This window comes from Acinetobacter lwoffii, assembly GCF_052078135.1.
GTDB classification, from domain to species: domain Bacteria; phylum Pseudomonadota; class Gammaproteobacteria; order Pseudomonadales; family Moraxellaceae; genus Acinetobacter; species Acinetobacter lwoffii_Z.
The window spans coordinates 107,689-127,014 of the sequence record NZ_JBQGUZ010000005.1 but is presented as its reverse complement, the minus strand read 5'-3'; the positions used below and the strand labels follow the sequence as shown (position 1 = coordinate 127,014).

Sequence of the window (19,326 nt, the reverse complement as noted above, 5' to 3'; positions counted from 1 at the left end):
GCAAAGCGGGTATACTGCAGCAGTGAGAGTTTAAAGCCTGAAGTTATGCCATTTACCATTGCCAGTCTGGTCAGTTTCGAGGAAGACATTAAAAAAAGCCGCTTTCAGGCCTTTGCCACCCCTGTTGAAAATGAGCAGGACGTCAAAGATTTTCTGGAGGCTCATCGTGATCCAAGCACCACACATCAATGTTGGGCCTGGAAAATTGGCCATCAGGTACGCTTTAATGATGATGGTGAACCCTCAGGTACTGCAGGACGCCCGATTCTGGCAACTATTGAAGGCAATGAGCTGACCAATGTGCTGGTATTGGTCAATCGCTGGTATGGCGGGATCAAGCTGGGAACAGGGGGCTTGGTACGGGCCTATGGCGGTTGTGCTGGGCAATGTTTGTTGTTGGCAGAAAAAATTGAACTGATTGAAAAGAAAAAGGTGCAATTTTCCTGTCAATTCAATGAATGGGCCATCTTTCAATATGAATTGAATCAGCAACAAATCGATTATCAGGAAGAATATACAGCCGAAGGGGTGCAGGTCAGTGCCTTATTTCAGTTACATCAAATTCAATCTTTTGCCTTAAAAATTCAAGATGTGACCCGCGGCCGCGAACAGCTCAAAATCATAGAAGAAGCGACAGATGACTGACGTAGATCCATTACTGAAATATCGTGAGCAGCATAAACATCGCCTGAATTACATGCCTTGGCTGTACTGGTCTTTAAAGCCAAAAAATCGCGGTTGGGCAGAAGCGTGGCAAAAGGACTATCAGGCTTACTTGATGGAAATGGAAACCGTCGAGATTGGTGAAAACTGTTTTATTTCACCTCTTGCACATATTTTCGCGGAGCCGGGACGCAAAATCATTATTGGTGATAATAGCTTTATTGCTGCAGATTGCACCTTACATGGCCCCCTAGAGATCGGTAATGAAGTAGCGATCAATCATCACTGTATTCTGGATGGTGGCCGGGTGGGGATTAAACTGCATGATCAGGTGCGCATCGCCGCTTATTGTCATCTTTATGCCTTTGATCATGGCATGGATTTGGAGCAGCCGATTTATCAGCAGCCAGTACGTTCGCAAGGCATCGAGATTGGTCGGGATGTGTGGCTCGGTGCGCATGTCGGTATCAAGGACGGAATTAAAATCGCAGATCAGGCCGTGGTGGGAATGAACAGTATGGTGACCAAGGATGTCGAGAAGCGTGCGATTGTCGCCGGTAATCCGGCTCAATTCATTCGCTATCGTGAATAAGCTTTTGGAAGTCAATTGCTTGATACAACAGCCTGACTCAGCAAATAGATCGATATGTTGATCTATATTTGTTCACATAAAAGTTAACATATTTCAATTCAAGCCTTACAGATTTTGCTGCACATTTTTGAATGCTTATGCTAAGTTAAAAATAACTAAGAAATTTTTATCATAAATAGAAGAGAGGCTAAACATGAAACGTGTCATCGCCTGCATCGACTCATCACCATGTATAAACGCGCTGGCAGACGCGGCGGCATGGATTGCCAAACAGACTGGGCGTGAACTGGTCCTGTTACAGGTTTTGGATTATTACCCGGCCAGTTATCATCTGGGGGAAATCAGCGGAGTGATCGGCTTTGAAAGCAATGCCATGTTACTCAAAGAACTGGCTGAGCTTGAACAAAAACAAAGTGAAATTGCGCTGGATTATAGCAATAACCTGCTGCAACACATTTCCGAGCGGATTCTGGCAGAACACGGTATTCAAACCACACATATTCAGGAAAAGGGTGATTTTCTGGAGCAAAGCTTCCAGATCCTGCAGCCTGATGATATTGCAGTGATTGGATTACTCGGTGAACGCTCGGCTGAAAAAAACAAACCGATTGGTACCAATGTCGAAAATTTTATTCGTGGGGCAAACTGTACCGTGATGACAGTCGGGGAACAGTTTAAGCCACCGACACGATTTATTTTTGCCTATGAATATTCACCGACCTGTATCAAGATGATGAAACGGATTGCGGAAAGTGATCTGCTGCGCTTATTGCAATGCCATTTGTTATATATCGGTGATCATGCTGAGATTCTGAATGAGCCTTTGCAATATTTAAATCAGGCTGGTTTAGATGTGGTGCCACAATACCGCTATGGCGATGTCGCAGAAAATATTTTGACCTATCAGCAGGAACTCGGAATTCAGCTGATCGTGTTGGGTGCATTTAGTCACAGTAAAATTCACCAGTTCTTTTTGGGCAGTATTGCGACTACGATTTTCCGGAATTCAAAAGTGCCTTTACTGGTTGCGAAGTGAGAATTGCATATAATAGCCAAGCGCGAAGTCTAATCGTAAATTGTTACAGCTTGATTTAAAAATGACCAGAGTTATCCTCATATATTGTGGATAACTCTGTGGTTAATATTTATAAGTTAATGTTATTTATGGTAAATATGTCATTGGGTGATTTTTGTTCTTCTTGTTTTATTTCACAATCGCGAGTGCAAAACCATCATGTCCTTTGCTGCCAACCGTTTGTAAAGCAGTGCATGATAAGATACGTGGATGATTTTGAAGCGCTTTAAACATGTCACGAATGCCTTCAATACTTGGTTTATTATTGTCCGGATTAATGATCTCGCCAGCACGAATCACATTGTCCAGAAAAATAAGCGTCCCTGAGTGCGACAGGTTTAAACTGAGTTCCAGATATTCCGGGTAACTCTGTTTATCTGCATCAATAAAGATGAAATCGAAAGCTTCAGTATCTTCAGGCAGAGCTTTAAGTACATCTGCTGCACGGCCGCATTTCAGTTCGACGGTCTGTTTAAGCTGCGCGCGATCAATATTTTCCTGACCCATCGCTGCATGGGTATCACGTCCTTCAATGGTCAGGATATAGCCATCATCCGGCAAGGCACGTGCCAGCCACATGGTGCTATATGCTGCAAATGTGCCGAGTTCCAGTACACGTTTACATTGGTTCATCTGGATCAGCATCTGCAACAACATGCCTTGGTTCGGTGCTACAGCCAGATGATCAGGAAAACCGTGCGCTGCGGTATTCTCAAGAGTTTGATTCAGAATAGGGTCTTCAGGAATTAAATGTGAATCAATGTAGTGATCAATGTCTGTCCACATTTGTTGCATAGTCTTAGCACCTTAATTGCGATGCGTGCATTTTAAACTTTTCGCGGCAGAGCGCAATTTATTGTTCTATAGGTGCTGATTTTTTAGGCCCTACAAAGTCCTGAATGAACTTTGTAGGGCGGTTGTCATGACTTAGTAATTACACATCGAGGAATTACGACCCAAACTCGGTCCCCAGGTACGATAACCTTGGGTATCGATGTGGATTTGGCCAGAAGCATACATGCCAAGTCCCATATTCAGACTTTGACCATGCTGTACCCAGAACTGACACAATTTGAACTTGGTATTTTCAATATAGCTATAATCTTGTGCTTGCGGATATTCAGGTCCAATCCGGAAATCGATGGCAGAGTTGTACAGATGGCGTGAAGAATTGGCACCACCGGCACACTGGTTCAAAGGCAGGTCACGATAAACTGATGTGACTTCAAAATCAGTCAGTACATTGGCTGCAACCAGATATTTAAAGACTTTTAAGGTTGGCACCTGATTGGCCCATAATTCACGGCTTGGAATCATGTATTGGGAACGACCACACTTGGCCCAATCACGTGCAGTACGCATTAACTCGAAACTTGGAATGATATTGCCAACCCCATGACGTTCCAGAAAAACCTCATATTCACGCACGCGTGACAAATTATCCAGTGCCGATACCCAGTGGGTATACACATAAGGCACAGTTTTTGGGTGGGCTTTACGATCGTATTGAACACGTTCTTGTGGAATGTAAATCCGTTTTCCAGCAGGTGTGGTGGCCTGTCCAGGTTGTTTTGTGGTCGTGGTACAGCCCACAAAAACAAGAGGAATTATACAAAGACTCAATAATCCCTTTAACAAGTTCTTCATTTATAGAAATCAGATATTTACAAAATAGCGCTATTTTAGACTAAATATAGGGAGAAATTTGGAGAATATTGCAATGAAATGTGTGCGTTGAGTATAAAAAAGATCAGCATTTGCTGATCTTTTAAAGTTTAAACTAATTACTTTTCAAGGTATTGTAATTTGTCTGCTTTGCCATTCCATTCTTCACGGTCTGCTGGCTGGTCACCAATTTGTGTGATATTTGGCCATTTTTGTGACAGGTCAGCATTCAGTTCAATAAAGACTTCCTGACCTTCTGGTAATTCGTCTTCAGAGAAAATTGCATTTGCCGGGCATTCAGGTTCGCATAACGCACAGTCGATACATTCGTCCGGGTTAATCACAAGGAAGTTAGGACCTTCATAGAAACAGTCTACAGGGCAAACTTCAACACAGTCTTGATATTTACATTTAATACAATTTTCAGTGACAACGAAGGTCATGGCGACAGCTACCTAAAAAATATGGTTCTAATTACGAATGCTGTATTTTAGGCAAAAACAGGGGGAACTAACAATTCCTTTTATTGATATTTGTTATATATAGGGCTGTTAAATTTGAAAAAAGGTCGCATACCGATGAATTACAGCATTCATCGGTATGTTCAGCACTTTGACCCCATACCAGATGAGGTCGAGGACCGAGAATTAACTTGGCTGTTTGATCAGGTCTTTGAGCGCATATAACTGCTGCAAGGCTTCCCGTGGCGTCAAACTGTCTACATCGATATCTTCAAGTAAGTCCAGTGCAGGCGATTCTTTCTCAATTTCGATGATACGTTCTACAGGCTCTAAAAATTCAGGCATTGCAAACAGATCATGCTGCGGGCTCAGTGGCTTGGTCTGATGCTGTTTTTCCAGAATCTTTAAGCGGTTTTGCGCTTCTTTAATCACTGCAGCTGGAATGCCTGCCAGTTTGGCAACCTGCAAGCCATGACTCTGACTGGCCGGGCCATGTTGTACTTTATGCAATAAAATCAGATTACCATTCAGCTCTTTGGCCGTGACATGGTAGTTATTAATGCCACTTTCCTTATCCAGTTCAGTCAGTTCGAAATAATGGGTAGCAAATAGACATAAACATTGAATGCGTTTGGTCAGATCCAGCACACAGGCCCAAGCCAAAGACAAGCCATCATAGGTACTGGTTCCACGGCCAACTTCATCCATGAGTACCAAAGACTGGCTGGTGGCATGATGCAGGATTTGCGAGGTTTCGGTCATTTCCACCATAAAGGTTGATTTGCCGGTCGATAAATCATCGGCAGAACCAATACGGGTAAAGACACGGTCAACCGGACCTAAAGTTGCAGCTTGCGCTGGAACATAGGCACCACAATAAGCCAGCAACACGATCAATGCAGTCTGGCGCATAAAGGTGGATTTACCACCCATGTTGGGGCCGGTAATGATGGCCATGCGATGGGAAAAATCCAGTCGCGTATCGTTCGGAGTAAAGGCCGATTTACTGAGGGCTTCTACCACTGGATGTCGTCCAGCAGTGATACTTACACCGATTTCAGGGCTAAATTTTGGACGCGACCAGTTGCGTAAACGCGCCTGATGGGCAAAATTAGCAATCAGATCAATCTGGGCAATGGCGCTGCTCATCATCTGTAAACTGCCGATATCCTGACGCAGTTCATCCAGCAGCATTTCAAACAGCATTTTTTCACGGGCCAAGGCACGCGATTCGCTTGATAAGACTTTGTCTTCAAATGCTTTCAGTTCAGGTGTGATGTAGCGTTCGGCATTTTTCAGGGTTTGCCTACGAATATAGTGCTCGGGTGCCTGTTCAGCCTGTGCGCGGGTCAGCTCAATATAATATCCACTGACGCGGTTGTAGCCAATTTTCAGTCCCGGAATGCCGCTTTGTTCACGCTCTTTAATTTCCAGATCAATCAGGAACTGGCTGGCATGATCACGAATCTGACGTAGTTCATCGAGTTCACTGTCAAAACCTTCTGCAATGACATTACCATCACGAAGCAGGACGGGTGGATTTTCCACAATGGCGGACATCAGACGTTGATGTAGATCATGGAAGTCGCCGAGTTCTTCATTGAGTTGTACTAAAAGTTTGGACTGTTGCTGACTGACAATCGGTTGCAGGGCATGGCGTAAAAATGGAATTTGCGCGCAGGCCTGTCGCAATTGCACCAGATCACGTGGACGGGCACTGCCAAGCGCAATACGGCTCAGCACGCGTTCAATATCGCTAATTTCTTTTAGTACCAAACGTACAGGTACTTCGTGGAAACCTTGCAGCAGGGCTTGAATGGCATCCAGGCGCTCATCCAGCAAGGCGGTATCGCGTAAAGGTTGCATCAGGGTACGACTGAGCAAGCGCCCCCCCATGGCAGTCTGGCAATCATTGATCAGCTGAAATAAGGATGTCCCATGTTCAAATAAAGGCTCAATCAGTTCAAGATTACGGCGTGTCACCGGATCCAAAGCAATAAAATCTGAACTCTGTTCTAGCTGAATCGTGCGGATATGCGGTAACGCAGTTTTCTGGGTTTCTTTGGCGTAGTGAATCAGTGCCGCTGCGGCTGCTTTAGCCAAAGGTAAATGATCAATTCCGAAACCTGAAAGCGTGCTGACGGCAAACTGGTCACATAAGGTTTTTTGTGCATTATTCAGGTTGAAATCAACATTTGGACGTTTGGTGACCGAGATATCCAGTTGCTGTTTGAGTTGTTCGGTCAATGTCGGATCAGCGATATTTTCATCCAGCAGAATTTCGCTTGGCATCAAACGTGCCAGTTCAATCATGAGCTGGTTAAGATCATAATCCTGCTGCTGTACTTTAAATAGGCCGGCGCTGAGATCGAGAAGTGCAATGCCGATTTGATTCTGCTGAATACACAAAGCCACCAGATTCGAGCTTTGATGTGCACCGAGCATGGCATCATCGGTCAGGGTGCCCGGCGTAATAATCCGAACTACACCACGCTCAACCGGTCCTTTGCCAGTAACCTCGCCGATCTGCTCGCAGATCACCACGGTTTCGCCTTTTTTGACCAGACGTGCCAGATAGCCCTCGGCTGCATGATAAGGCACGCCCGCCATAGGAATCGGCTGACCATTGGCTTTACCACGATGGGTCAGGGTAATGCCTAAAATCTTGGCTGCCTTGTGTGCATCTTCAAAGAACAGTTCATAAAAATCACCCATACGATAGAACATCAATGAATGCGGATGTTGCATTTTCACCGACATGTATTGCTGCATCATGGGCGTTAAGGTAGAAAGATCAGCCATAATTTCTGAACTGGTCATTAAAAATAAATCCTTTCAACAAGAGATAAATGCAAATACTGCTCAATAGGCTATGCAGGAAAATTTAAAGCACATTTTCAATCTGGCCAATCCCACATGATTGAGCACAGGAGATTGAAAATGTGAAATGAATCTGCTGATTCAATTCAGCTTTAAAGCTGTATTGCAGCAAGTCTATCAAATTTAATTTTTAGAAAGAAATGAAATTCCAGATGAATCTTTAAGGCAGCGCTCAGATCTGTCGCTATGGCTTCTTATTCAGCACTATTTGCAATTTTAAAAAATAAACCACCGGATGTGAACATGCGGTGGTGAGTCTAAATCAAGACGATAGTTTATTCCGGATCATAAAGACCAAGATCGGTCAGATGTAATCTGAGAATCCGGCGTAATTCCAGTACGGCTTCAGGCGTTTCCTGAATCGAGTGGCCACCCTTAATGACTTTGCTAGATACAGCACCTTCCAAGTAAGCACTTTCGTATGAAACGATATCATCGCTCATGAGCTTGGTATCTTGAGTATCTACGGTATTGCCGATAATAGAATGAAATTTGATATTTTTAGAAGGCTGAATATCCTTAGTTAATGCAGTAAATTTCGAATTTTCACTCAGATCGCTTGGACCATTCTGAATCAGGTCATGTCCCAGTTCTTTGACAAAGTCCTTTAATCCGATTTCGCCTTGTAAGGTATCAGCAAAAGCTCCTAAAAATGCACCCGGTATACGGATAATTTTACGGGCCAGTTTGGTATGCCAGCGGTCGGCATATTCTGTCCCACGATGCGGAGTTGCTAAGAAAATGGCCCGGGTGAAATTTGGAATAGGCTGCATTTGCAGGCGTGCTTTAAAGAGCGGGTTATCCTTAAACTGTGCAATGCGGGTATTTTGTACCAGCTTGAATGCATCTTGAGTAATATCGGCCTGACTGACCATTAAACGGGCAATCACGCCTCCCATACTATGTCCGACCAGTACCGCATCTTTTTTGGCTGGTGCATTGTTCGCAACCCGGGCAAAGCCTTGCTGAACCAGGGCATTAATTTGAAAACGGCTTTCCATAATCGGCATATTGGTAGAATAAAATACCTGCCAGACCTGGAAATTTTCCCTTAATACCGGATCACCCATAATGTCGTTGGTCAGACGAATCCAGGCTTCAGGACTACTGGCCAAGCCATGAATCAATACCAGCACTTTCTTGTCCGGATTATAAGGTTCCAGCATATACAGATGCGGCATGCTCAGACTGTCTTCGCGATTAATCAGGGTCAGATAGGCTAAACGCCCCAGATTGTTCTCGGCCAGCCATAAGCCGTAAGGTGCAGAAAAGTTGGCGGCCAGCGCATATTCTTTCGAAGCCACTTTGATCTTTTCATGCTTATAAGGATCATAGAGTTTCAGGTGAAACTCCGAAGTAGATAAAATCTGTTCGGTCGAATTCGCTGATTTAGGCACAGCGGTAATGGTGGTCGCCAGATAGCGGGCTGAATGAATGTTTGGATTTTTACCATTTGGATAGTTGTGCTTGAGCGGATCGACAATATATTTTTTATCCTGCTCGGTTTGCTGTGCTTCAGGTAAGACCACTAAAAATTCTGAACCAAAACCATCACGGCGGGTGATGGAACGTAGGCCGGAAAAGTTCATGTTATAGGTAGACATCAGCTGTTCAATGGTCTGGTTTTTCAGCTGCGGAAAATTTTCCAGATCAATGGTGTATACACTGTCACCGACCTGAATGCGCTGGCCGGACTGTTTGGCTTCATAACGTTCAGCATAGCGTTGAATCAGATGAGCAATTGCCAGGTTATAAAAGTCACGAATCTGGACCTGGCGGTTATCAAAAATACGCTCTTGCGGCGCACGCTCGGTTTTAAATAGATAGGCATAGCTATAACGAATGCTTTTATCCAGCATAGTGAGCTGCTGATCCAGACATTTCTGGATGTTCTGCTTGTGTTGTTGCTGTTTTTCCGGTGATCGGGTTTTGTTTAAAACACCAGTGTTACATTCAGCAGACTTGGCATTTTGTAAGGAGTTGGCTAGATATAATTCACTTGCTGTAGAAAGCAATTGTTCATCTAAAATTTGGGGAATACTTTTCAGATCTTCCACACATTCTTCGGGCTGATCAATACAGATCTGGGCTTCACGACCTGTCATGGACAACACATTCAGACTGGCTTCACTGAGCTTGTCGCGGGTCAAGATGCTGTCACGCTCATTGTTCAGCGTGACATTAATGGCCTGTTCCTTAACACTCACCACCTGACAGCCGCTGAGTACGCTGGTGATGAGTAAAGTGCACAGCATTAATCTTTTATTTATTTTTTCGTGCATAAAACTTTTCACTGAATTCAAGTTATAAAGCGGGATAATGTTTTGTATTTTACTAATTTTTTCCCATAAAAATAGACCGCCGTAGCAGTCTATTTGTAATCAAATTGAAGCGAATCTTGATTATGGGGTCACCGGTGCTGTTGCTGGGTCTGTAGCCGGAGCGGGTGTTGATGTTTGCAAAATTTGCCAAACATTCCAGCGACCATTTTTCTCAATTTCCTGAATCAGACGGTCTGCTACTTCAGCTTCTTGCGGATATTTCACCTTATAGTTCGCCAAGGTTTGAGTGACATTTTTTTTCTGTTCCAATGCAATATAGTTATTGGCTGCAGAAAGATAAGCCTCCTGAACGCCAGCTTTCATGGCTTTGTCCAGATAAGCGATGGCTTCTCGTTGACCACCGCCTTCAGACAGACCAAAACCAAACCAGAAGTTGACTTCAGGATCATCCGGGTTGATTTTGAGAATACGCTGGGCATAGGTCAGGGAATTGGTAGTATAGACTGAACCCAGATCCAGGTTACGTGCCATCACGCTGGCTTTAAAAGCACGCATCAATACATCAAAAGAGGCATTTGGACGGGCCGCTAAAGTATCCAGTTGTCGGGTGACTTCACGTAGTTTGGCTTCAAAGCCACGGCGTTCCTGACGATCGCTGAAACGTGGTGGATAATGACGTGCCTTACCTTCGACCATTTGCAGGAAATCGTCAATTTCGGTGATATCGATTTCATTTGAATTGGCAAGTGCTGCATAACGCATTGCACGGGTATTGCTATCTACCACTGGAATAATCAGTTTATTCACATCCAGGGTCAATTGCTTGGATGGATCATTAGGATCCGTCACCACCATCTTGGTTACAGGCTGGGCCGCAGCCTTTTTCAAATGCACTTCAAATTCAGGCGGTTCATTATAATTGAATGGATTTAAAGCATAAAATGGTGGGGACAGTTCAGGCTCTACAAAAACCACTTGGTCTACAGGTTTCTCAGCAGATTTCTGAGGAGTGGTGGAACACGCAGTAATTGTGAATGCTAAGCAAGCAAGTGCCAAGGGCTTAAAGGTCATAATAGTCATCCATTCTGTTATTTTTAAAACATCTATTCAAAAATTGCATGATCGTCAGTCTATGAAAAGTATAACGATCATGCAAGTAAACCCGTGTTACAGAGTGAAGTGTGATATTCAGGCTTTGGATTGGCTGGTTTGCGCTTCACATTCACGGCGCGCTTCTTCCAGAATCTCCAACTCTTTTTTGCTCAAAGGCTGGCCATCCTGTTGCTGCTTGTTAAAGGTCGGATCTAACAAAGAAAGACGATTGCACAAGTTGTTCATGCGTTTTTCATTTTGCTGAATGCGATCCAGCAGAATCCGCATACCTTCTAAAATCGGATCAGACTGGTCTTCAGTCGCGGCATAGGGCTGGAAACCGATACTTTCGGCATAGTCACGACGACGGGCTTCAGCATCATCTTTGGGTTTGTCTTTAGTGATAAAACGTGCCGGGTTGCCCACAGCTGTGGCGTTCTCAGGAACCGCTTTGGTGACGACCGCATTAGAACCGACTTTGGCATTTTTACCTACGGTGAATGGCCCAAGAATCTTGGCACCAGCACCGACTACCACGCCATCTTCTAGGGTCGGATGACGTTTACCTTTATTCCAGGTCGTTCCACCCAAAGTCACACCGTGATAAAGCGTCACGTCATCGCCAATTTCAGCAGTTTCGCCAATGACTACACCCATACCGTGATCGATAAAGAAACGGCGGCCAATTTTTGCACCCGGATGGATTTCAATGCCCGTGGCAAAGCGGCTAAACGAAGACAATGCACGTGCAGTTCCTTTACAGTCTTTGTTCCATAGCTCATGTGCCATGCGATGCATGATCAGCGCATGAATGCCAGGGTAAGTGGTTAAGACTTCTAAGGTATTGCGTGCTGCAGGATCGCGCGCAAAGACAGCTTGTATATCTTCTTTGAGCTGTTTTAGCATTAGATTTGATCCTCGTCCTGTGATGATGTGTGTGAAGATTTTTTCCAGGTACCGTTGTTCAATGCCTGAACACGGCTGAAAATACCACGAAGTAAGTGATATTCCATACGATCTAATTGTATACGTCCGAAGAGACGACGCAAGCGTAAAGGCAATAATCTTGGATTTTTTGGATCCATAAATTCAATTTCTGCCAGCATTTTTTCCAAATGCGGATAGAACTGTTCCATCTGGGCATGGTTGACCAATGGTTCATCCCATTCCATTTCAATGCCGTCAATGACTTGCATGGTCGCTTTAGCATCACGTGGCTGTTCAACTTGACTCATCGTCGCCATGCGCATCTCATAGCAGATCACCTGAATTGCCTGAGCTACATTTAGTACGCCATAGTCAGTATTCACAGGAATAGTCAGATGATAATTGGCCATCGCCAGTTCTTCATTGGTCAGACCACGGTCTTCACGGCCAAATAGAATCGCGACTTCCTGCTGATTTTGTACCACGGCGGACATGGCTTTTTCAGCGGCAGGGCGCACATCTAACAGCGGCCAGGGAATGGTACGGCTACGTGCGCTGGTACCGAATACAATCTGACAGTCTTTAATGGCATCTTCAAGGGTTTCTACAATCTCGATCTGCTCGATCAGGTCAGTTGCACCCGCGGCCAGCGCGTCAATATCCGGATGCGGATAGGTTTTCGGTGCCACCAGAACCAGCTTAGACAAGCCCATGGTTTTCATGGCACGTAGGGCACTGCCGATATTGGCAGGTAAAGTGGTATTGACCATGACAATACGCACATGGGAGAGATGTGCTGAAACAGCAGCATTGTCAATTTGACTCATGAGGATTCCAATTTTAAGGTGTTTTAAAGATCAGGATTTATGAATATTGCGGCTGGGATTCAGCCTGATACAGTTCCAGTGCATCATCCATGCTCATGCCCACAGGCGGCGGAGGAATATCCACCGGCTTGGCCTGTTCATAGGACACGGCTTTGGCAGCTTTGGACTTGACCTGATACTCAATATGCAAGGCTTCTTTACCAAAATAGTCACGCAATTTGGCTAAGAGCTCATCCAGTGGGGCGACTTTCCAGTTGAGACCCAGATGCAGTTCAGTCGTGGCATACGGATAGTCCAGATACAGAATCACCGGAATATGTGCGGACATATCAACATTGCAATAAGGAGTCAGAATCTGCTGCAAGTCCCGGCTCAAGCTCTTGCTGAAATGCTCGGCTGTGAGAGTGATCTTGATGCTATTGGCACGTTTCTGGCGAATTTCATTCAGGCTGAATGCTTTGGTGAGGCGTCCCATCGGACGGTCAAAGCCTTCACGCTCATAGATTTCGCCTTCAATCACCACCACTTTATCGAGCTGGATAATCTCTTTAAAGCGGTTGAAGCGTTCGTGATTGGCTGAAATCTCAATCCGTGCCGTACCATCATCCAGGGTCATCATCATTCGGTTCGGAAAGTTGGCAATATCCACCACCAATCCTGCAAACACGGTGTTCACGCCACGGCGGGTCGGCGTCAGCTCATTGATCTGACTAGGCACAAAGGCTTTCAGTTCATTGCGATACACATCAATCGGGTGGCCGGTTAAATACAGGCCAAGCGTGTCTTTCTCACCTTTCAGGCGAACTTCATCCGCCCAAGGTTTGACTGGCTTAGATGGCTTGCGCTGAACTTCTTCAACTTCGCCAAACAGGTCCATGATGCCGGTTTCACGATTGGAACGTGCCTGTTCCGCAGCTTGAACCGCTTCAGGCAGTTGCGCCATCAGGTCGGCACGGTCAATTCCCAAGCAATCCAGTGCACCTGAACGAATCAGTGCTTCTAGAGTACGCTTATTGATTTTTTTCAGGTCAATACGATGACAGAAATCAAACAAGTCACGGAATGGACCTTCTTGTGCACGCGAGTCAATCACCGACTGCATCGCCGCTTCACCGACGCCTTTGATCGCCCCCAGACCATAGACAATGGTTTGCTCATCGATAGCATGGAATTGATACAGCGACATATTCACTGACGGTGGTAAAACTTCCAGATTATTCTTGCGACAGTCATCAATCAGGAATACCACGTTGTCGGTGTTCTGCATCTCCGAGGTCAATACCGCAGACAGGAATTCCGCCGGATAATGTGCTTTCAGCCATGCGGTCTGGTAGGCAACCAAAGCATAGGCAGCAGCATGCGATTTGTTAAAACCATAGCCGGCGAACTTTTCCATATAGTCGAAGATATGGTTGGCCGTGGCTTCATCAATGTCTTTTTTCGATGCACCTTCAATAAAGATCTGGCGCTGTTTGACCATTTCTTCCGGTTTTTTCTTACCCATGGCACGACGTAACAAGTCTGCGCCACCAAGGGTATAGCCGGCACAGTACTGTGCAGCCTGCATTACCTGTTCCTGATACACCATAATCCCGTAGGTGGGTTCTAGCACGCCTTCAAGCAATGGATGCAGATATTCAAAATCGCCACCATGCATCCGGTGAATAAAGTCAGGAATCAGATCCATCGGACCTGGACGGTACAGTGATACGAAAGCAATAATTTCTTCAAATTTGCTTGGGCGTGCCTCTTTCAGCATCTTTTTCATGCCCACGGATTCAAACTGGAATACCGCAGTGGTGTTGGCATTGGCAAAGACCAAATACGCGTCTTTATCTTCAAGCGGGATATAGGCAATGTCTAAAGGCTTGTCAGATTTGATGCGTTTATTGATATTTTTAACCGCATCTTCAATCACCGTCAGGTTACGCAAACCCAAGAAGTCAAACTTCACCAGACCTGCAGATTCGACATCGTCTTTATCGAACTGTGCCACGCGTCCGGTACCATCGGCATCACACATGACCGCAGAGAAATCGGTAATTTTGGTTGGCGAGATCACCACACCACCGGCGTGTTTACCGGTGTTTCGGGTAATACCTTCCAGTTTTAGTGCCATTTCCCAGATTTCGGCTGCATCGTCATGGTCTGGATTGGATGGATTGGTGACGATATCTTTAAGCTGGGGTTCAGCTTCTAGTGACTCAAGCAGGCTTAGACCTAAAGGCTTGGTCGGAATCATTTTCGAGATACGATCCGCCAAGCCATAAGATTTACCCAAAACGCGCGCAACATCACGAATCGCACCTTTGGCCGCCATAGTGCCGAATGTTGCAATTTGGGAGACCGCATCACGGCCATAGGTACGTGCTACATAGTCAATCACGCGGTCACGGCCTGCGATACAGAAATCGACGTCGAAGTCGGGCATCGAAACACGTTCCGGGTTCAGGAAACGTTCGAACAGCAGTTCATAACGCAGCGGGTCAAGATCGGTAATTTTTAAGCTATAGGCGACCAGTGAACCTGCACCCGAACCACGGCCCGGACCGACCGGAACGCCGTTACTTTTCGACCACTGAATGAAGTCCATCACGATCAGGAAGTAGCCCGGGAATCCCATCGAGTTAATGATGTTAATCTCGTATTCGATACGCTCATCATAAGGCTTGCGGATTTCTGGCCAGTCTTCATCACGTTGTTCAGGCGGATACAGGAAATTCAGGCGTTCTTCCAGACCTTCTTTGGACAAGTGTGCAAAGAAGGTGTCAATGGTATGACCTTCAGGAATCGGATAATCAGGCAGGAAGTATTTGCCCAGTTGCAGCGTCACATTACAGCGTTTGGCAATGTGATAGGTGTTCTCAATCGCAGATGGAATATCCGAGAACAGCGCCGTCATTTCTTCAGCAGATTTGAAATATTGTTCAGGTGAATAGGTTTTAGGGCGGCGGTTGTCACCAAGCACATAACCATCTGCAATACATACCCGTGCTTCATGCGCTTCATAATCTTCACGGGTCATGAAATGCACATCATTATGTGCGACCACACCGATATTGTATTTTTTTGCCAGCTTAACGGCTTCCAGAATAAAGTTATCTTCATCCGGACGATTGGTACGGGTCAGGGCAAGATAAACACGATTACCAAATTTTTCGACCCACTCTTCCAGCAGCGGTTCGGCTTTTTGCGGATTTGAACTCATCAGCATTTTGCCGACATCGGAGTGCATACCGAGCAGGGCAATCATGTCCTCAGGCTGATTTAAAATCCATTGTTTTTGAACGCAGGGGATATCCAGTTGCTGACCACTGATAAAGCCTTCAGATACCAGTTCAGTCAAATTACGCCAGCCGGTATTGGTCATGGCCAATAAGGTCATGCGATGTTCGGCATCATTCAGGCGAATTTCGGAACCCAGAATAGGCTTGATGCCTTTGCCCAGACATTTGCCATAGAACTTGACGGCAGCATGCAGGTTAGAAAGATCCGTGAGCGCAAGGGCAGGCATCTGTTCTTTTTCGGCAGCTTTGACCAAGTCAGGTATCCGTACGATGGATTCAGTAATCGAAAATTCTGTATGAATACCAAGATGAACAAAGTGCATAGATGAGTCCCTGCTAAAACCATTGAATAGTTTAACATGGGATTTATTGTTTCAGTTTGAAATTGAGGGGAAATGGCTAACTTTTAGGTCAAGTTTGAATTTGATTTTTTAAGCTGATTATTTAGTTAGTTGTTAGAAGATATTTTCTTTTACTTTTAACGGGGCAAAAGTAACAAAACCTCTTTGTTGATCTGATGGCACTTCCATGTGCCACAGACCAACGGGCGACTTCCTGTCGCGGTGGCACGTATCAAATAGTTGCAGGACTTTACTTTGAAATAATGAGAAAGGGTTCGTAAGTATTAAAAACAATAAAACCCTCTTTTTAGAGGGCTTTATTCATACATAAAAAACTAGCTTAACGAAGTCGGGATAACCAGTCGCCGAGGCTTTGTACAATCTGCACCAGAATCAACAATACAATCACCGTCATGATGACCACAGAGGTATCAAAACGCTGATAACCATAAGAAATCGCTAAGTCACCAATACCCCCGGCACCGACAGCACCGGCCATTGCCGTTGCACCAATCAAACTGATGGTAGCAGTAGTCAAGTTTAGAATCAGGGAACTACGCGCTTCCGGCAGAATAAACTTAAAGATAATCTGCATTGGCGTCGCGCCCATGGCTTGGGCAGATTCGATAATACCCTCATTCACTTCGAGTAAAGATGTTTCAATCAGGCGACCAATGTATGGACCGACATAAATGGTTAATGGAACAATCGCTGCCCATGTACCAATCGATGTGCCGACAATTAACTTGGTCAGTGGAATGACTGCGATTAGCAGGATAATAAACGGCAGCGAACGTAGCGCATTCACAATCGGATTGAGACCGTGATAAATCACACGATTCGGCAGAATTCCATTCGGACGTGTTACCAACAGGGTAATCGCCTGAATAAAGCCCCAGATACAGCCAAATAGCATCGCGAAGAACACCATATGAAAGGTTTCTTGCAATGCTGTCACAAACTGATCTATCGACAGGGAGCTTTTCCAGAACGGCGCAGTGATCGTTGTCAGCCACTGTACAATTAAATCTCTCATGCCTGTACTCCCGCCTGATCGACTTGTACGCCGTGTTGTTCAAGGAATTTTATTGCTGCTTGAATTTCTTGTACATCACCCAGTAGCTGAATAAACATCTGGCCAATCACCGTGCCATTAATTTCGGTCATATTGGCAAACAGAATATTTAAACTGATATCAAACTGTTTAATCACCGCTTGAATCACGGTTTCCTGTGCCGAGCTACCAAGGAATTTCAGGCAATAAATACTGTTGTGATTCTGGTTTTCCAGATTATTCAGAATATTGACTGGTAAATGCTGCTGTAATACGGTCTGAATAAAATTCTTGGTCGTCGGGTGCTGGGGCTGACTGAATATTTGTAAGGTACTGCCGGTTTCAATCACATCACCTTTTTCCATCACGGCGACATAATCACACACGGTTTCAATTACATCCATTTCATGGGTAACCATAACAATGGTGATGCCTTGTTCTTCATTAATTTTTTTAAGTAGCTGTAGAACAGATTTGGTGGTTTGTGGATCAAGTGCAGAAGTCGCTTCATCACAGAGTAAAATTTTTGGATGATTGGCAAGGGCACGGGCAATACCAACACGCTGCTTTTGACCGCCAGACAATTCATCTGGAAAAGCATGACGTTTATGTTTCAGGTCAATAAAGTCTAATAATTCTTCGAGGCGCTTTTCCCGTTCTGCCTTGCTCCAGCCTAGGAGTTTCATGGGCATTTCGATATTGGCTGCCACGGTTTTGGTTTGCATTAAATTGAAATGCTGGAAAATCATGCCGATGCTGGCACGTTCTTGATGCAATGCTTTGGCATCCAGTGCGGTAAAATCTGTTCCGTTAATGATAATCCGGCCTGAGCTTGGGCGCTCAAGCAGGTTGATCAGACGGATGAGGGTGCTTTTACCGGCACCACTATAACCGATGATGCCAAAAATACTGCCGGTTGGAATCTGAAGATTAATCTGATTCAAGGCATGCAAGGTTTGACCCTTAAGCTCATACTGTTTTGAAATATCTTTAAATTCAATCATAGTGTCAAAAACTGCATCACGGATAAAAAAACAGGCAAGAAATCGTCCTTGCCTGTTCTAAAAGTCTATTATAGTACTATTTTGATTCAGTTAAATACGTCACAGGTTTGTTTACCGCAACTTTAGTACCACCAAAATGCTCATCAACATATGCTTTTACTGCTGGCGTATGATACAACGCACCTACTTTTTGCAGAACTGGATCATTTTGACGATCTGCTGCAACCGCTAATACGTTGACGTTCATTTTTGTGCTTTGATCAATCGGCTCATAGTAAATCGCATCTTTTAATACGTTTAAACCACCTTCCATTGCCAAGGTATTGCCCAGCACAATCGCATCAACTTCGTCTTTTACGCGTACTGCAGTCGCCATTTGAATTGGCTTAATCACGATTTGTTTTGCATTTTCGGTCACATCAGAAGTTGTGCCTTTGACATTGTCAAAACCAGCTTTTAATTTAACCAGACCTGCTGATTGTAAAAGTAATAATGCACGCGATTCGTTTGCGCCGTCATTCGGAATGGCAATGGTCGCGCCAGTTTTAAACTCGTTTAAAGATTTGACTTTGCTTGAGTAAATACCCATCGGCTCTAAATAAGTGGTAGATAGAGGTGCAATTTTGGCTGTGTTAGCATCGTTGTAAGCAACCATATAGGCATAAGACTGGAATGCATTTACATCAATTTCTTTGTTGGCTACTGCCGTGTTCATTGACACGTAGTCAGTGAAATTTTTCACATCAAGTTTGATGCCGGCTGCTTTGGTTTCAGGCAATGTCGCGATATAACGCCATACGTCTGCATCTGAACCGGTTGAAGCCATAGTTACAGTCTGAAGACCATTTGCATCTTTGCTTTGCGCTGCATCAGTGGCAGGCGCTTCCTGTTTACCACACCCAGTTAAAGTCAATACAGAGGCACTCAAGATAACGCCAAGTAACTTTTTCATGAAATTGTCCTAATTCTATTCTTGCCTAGAGTATAAGCATTTTTAAATCGTGTTAAATAAGAGTTTTATTACGATCTAAGTAGATAGCTTGATCATGGTTGAAGAAAGCTTGAAGTCGAAAGCTGCAAGCGTGCAACAACAATTCTGGTGAACTTGATCAAGTCAGAGGCAGCCCAAATCTGATGTATTTAATCTATTTGGAGAGAGAAAATAGATATTTTATA

At 44.7% G+C, this 19,326-nt stretch carries 15 protein-coding genes; 3 read left to right on the top strand and 12 right to left on the bottom strand.

The window, feature by feature from the left end; translation table 11 throughout:
• The first annotated feature begins 45 nt into the window (after nucleotides 1-45).
• The 3 genes from ACTL4S_RS05080 to ACTL4S_RS05070 all read left to right on the top strand — a co-directional run bounded on the left by ACTL4S_RS05080 (nucleotide 46) and on the right by ACTL4S_RS05070 (nucleotide 2,291).
• Entirely contained in the window at nucleotides 46-645 is a 600-nt protein-coding gene (locus tag ACTL4S_RS05080; RefSeq protein WP_219309578.1) for an IMPACT family protein, read from the top strand.
• Entirely contained in the window at nucleotides 638-1,255 is a 618-nt protein-coding gene (locus ACTL4S_RS05075; RefSeq protein ID WP_004279945.1) for a DapH/DapD/GlmU-related protein, read from the top strand. Before ACTL4S_RS05080 ends, ACTL4S_RS05075 begins: the two co-directional genes overlap by 8 nt.
• A 193-nt stretch (nucleotides 1,256-1,448) precedes the next feature.
• Nucleotides 1,449-2,291, top strand: a complete 843-nt coding sequence (locus ACTL4S_RS05070) for a universal stress protein (RefSeq protein WP_004279943.1) — start codon at nucleotides 1,449-1,451, stop codon at nucleotides 2,289-2,291.
• A 168-nt stretch (nucleotides 2,292-2,459) separates the two neighbouring features.
• Here the strand turns inward: ACTL4S_RS05070 and ACTL4S_RS05065 are convergent, their stop codons facing one another.
• The 12 genes from ACTL4S_RS05065 to ACTL4S_RS05010 all read right to left on the bottom strand — a co-directional run bounded on the left by ACTL4S_RS05065 (nucleotide 2,460) and on the right by ACTL4S_RS05010 (nucleotide 19,102).
• A complete protein-coding gene (locus ACTL4S_RS05065) occupies nucleotides 2,460-3,125 on the bottom strand; it encodes an O-methyltransferase (protein ID WP_004729865.1) in 666 nt (221 codons plus the stop codon).
• Nucleotides 3,126-3,257: 132 nt separating this feature from the next.
• A complete protein-coding gene (locus ACTL4S_RS05060; protein WP_441298880.1) occupies nucleotides 3,258-3,977 on the bottom strand; it encodes a D-Ala-D-Ala carboxypeptidase family metallohydrolase in 720 nt (239 codons plus the stop codon).
• A gap of 137 nt (nucleotides 3,978-4,114) precedes the next feature.
• On the bottom strand, nucleotides 4,115-4,438 hold the full coding sequence (fdxA, locus tag ACTL4S_RS05055; protein ID WP_004279936.1) for a ferredoxin FdxA: 324 nt from the start codon (nucleotides 4,436-4,438) through the stop codon (nucleotides 4,115-4,117).
• Nucleotides 4,439-4,642: 204 nt separating this feature from the next.
• Complete coding sequence (gene mutS / locus ACTL4S_RS05050; protein WP_441298879.1) at nucleotides 4,643-7,276, bottom strand: DNA mismatch repair protein MutS; 2,634 nt, start codon at nucleotides 7,274-7,276, stop codon at nucleotides 4,643-4,645.
• A 335-nt stretch (nucleotides 7,277-7,611) separates the two neighbouring features.
• On the bottom strand, nucleotides 7,612-9,618 hold the full coding sequence (locus tag ACTL4S_RS05045; RefSeq protein ID WP_312584885.1) for an esterase/lipase family protein: 2,007 nt from the start codon (nucleotides 9,616-9,618) through the stop codon (nucleotides 7,612-7,614).
• 120 nt (nucleotides 9,619-9,738) lie between these two features.
• A complete protein-coding gene (locus ACTL4S_RS05040; RefSeq protein WP_441298878.1) occupies nucleotides 9,739-10,689 on the bottom strand; it encodes an ABUW_2363 family tetratricopeptide repeat lipoprotein in 951 nt (316 codons plus the stop codon).
• 117 nt (nucleotides 10,690-10,806) lie between these two features.
• Entirely contained in the window at nucleotides 10,807-11,640 is an 834-nt protein-coding gene (gene cysE / locus ACTL4S_RS05035; protein WP_228127940.1) for a serine O-acetyltransferase, read from the bottom strand.
• Nucleotides 11,616-12,464 (bottom strand): RNA methyltransferase, encoded by an 849-nt coding sequence (locus ACTL4S_RS05030; protein ID WP_441298877.1) that lies wholly within the window; start codon nucleotides 12,462-12,464, stop codon nucleotides 11,616-11,618. Before ACTL4S_RS05030 ends, cysE begins: the two co-directional genes overlap by 25 nt.
• A 37-nt stretch (nucleotides 12,465-12,501) precedes the next feature.
• The gene (gene dnaE, locus ACTL4S_RS05025; RefSeq protein ID WP_441298876.1) at nucleotides 12,502-16,074 is read right to left on the bottom strand and encodes a DNA polymerase III subunit alpha; all 3,573 of its coding nucleotides are present in this window, start codon (nucleotides 16,072-16,074) and stop codon (nucleotides 12,502-12,504) included.
• Nucleotides 16,075-16,432: 358 nt separating this feature from the next.
• Entirely contained in the window at nucleotides 16,433-17,128 is a 696-nt protein-coding gene (locus ACTL4S_RS05020; protein ID WP_004279923.1) for a methionine ABC transporter permease, read from the bottom strand.
• Nucleotides 17,125-18,150: a methionine ABC transporter ATP-binding protein gene (locus ACTL4S_RS05015; protein WP_441298875.1), complete on the bottom strand. Its 1,026-nt coding sequence runs from the start codon at nucleotides 18,148-18,150 to the stop codon at nucleotides 17,125-17,127. The genes ACTL4S_RS05020 and ACTL4S_RS05015 overlap by 4 nt, the downstream gene beginning before the upstream one ends.
• Before the next feature lie 76 nt (nucleotides 18,151-18,226).
• Nucleotides 18,227-19,102 carry a MetQ/NlpA family ABC transporter substrate-binding protein gene (locus tag ACTL4S_RS05010; protein ID WP_195724830.1) on the bottom strand — a complete coding sequence of 292 codons (876 nt, stop codon included), beginning with the start codon at nucleotides 19,100-19,102 and terminating at the stop codon, nucleotides 18,227-18,229.
• Nucleotides 19,103-19,326: the final 224 nt, after the last annotated feature.

What these genes read in the sequence shown, in the direction of transcription:
- ACTL4S_RS05080 (WP_219309578.1), top strand. Translation starts at nt 46, where the DNA reads ATGCCATTTACCATTGCCAGTCTGGTCAGTTTCGAGGAAGACATTAAA.
- ACTL4S_RS05075 (WP_004279945.1), top strand. Translation starts at nt 638, where the DNA reads ATGACTGACGTAGATCCATTACTGAAATATCGTGAGCAGCATAAACAT.
- ACTL4S_RS05070 (WP_004279943.1), top strand. Translation starts at nt 1,449, where the DNA reads ATGAAACGTGTCATCGCCTGCATCGACTCATCACCATGTATAAACGCG.
- ACTL4S_RS05065 (WP_004729865.1), bottom strand. Translation starts at nt 3,125, where the DNA reads ATGCAACAAATGTGGACAGACATTGATCACTACATTGATTCACATTTA.
- ACTL4S_RS05060 (WP_441298880.1), bottom strand. Translation starts at nt 3,977, where the DNA reads ATGAAGAACTTGTTAAAGGGATTATTGAGTCTTTGTATAATTCCTCTT.
- fdxA (WP_004279936.1), bottom strand. Translation starts at nt 4,438, where the DNA reads ATGACCTTCGTTGTCACTGAAAATTGTATTAAATGTAAATATCAAGAC.
- mutS (WP_441298879.1), bottom strand. Translation starts at nt 7,276, where the DNA reads ATGACCAGTTCAGAAATTATGGCTGATCTTTCTACCTTAACGCCCATG.
- ACTL4S_RS05045 (WP_312584885.1), bottom strand. Translation starts at nt 9,618, where the DNA reads ATGCACGAAAAAATAAATAAAAGATTAATGCTGTGCACTTTACTCATC.
- ACTL4S_RS05040 (WP_441298878.1), bottom strand. Translation starts at nt 10,689, where the DNA reads ATGACCTTTAAGCCCTTGGCACTTGCTTGCTTAGCATTCACAATTACT.
- ACTL4S_RS05030 (WP_441298877.1), bottom strand. Translation starts at nt 12,464, where the DNA reads ATGAGTCAAATTGACAATGCTGCTGTTTCAGCACATCTCTCCCATGTG.
- dnaE (WP_441298876.1), bottom strand. Translation starts at nt 16,074, where the DNA reads ATGCACTTTGTTCATCTTGGTATTCATACAGAATTTTCGATTACTGAA.
- ACTL4S_RS05020 (WP_004279923.1), bottom strand. Translation starts at nt 17,128, where the DNA reads ATGAGAGATTTAATTGTACAGTGGCTGACAACGATCACTGCGCCGTTC.
- ACTL4S_RS05015 (WP_441298875.1), bottom strand. Translation starts at nt 18,150, where the DNA reads ATGATTGAATTTAAAGATATTTCAAAACAGTATGAGCTTAAGGGTCAA.
- ACTL4S_RS05010 (WP_195724830.1), bottom strand. Translation starts at nt 19,102, where the DNA reads ATGAAAAAGTTACTTGGCGTTATCTTGAGTGCCTCTGTATTGACTTTA.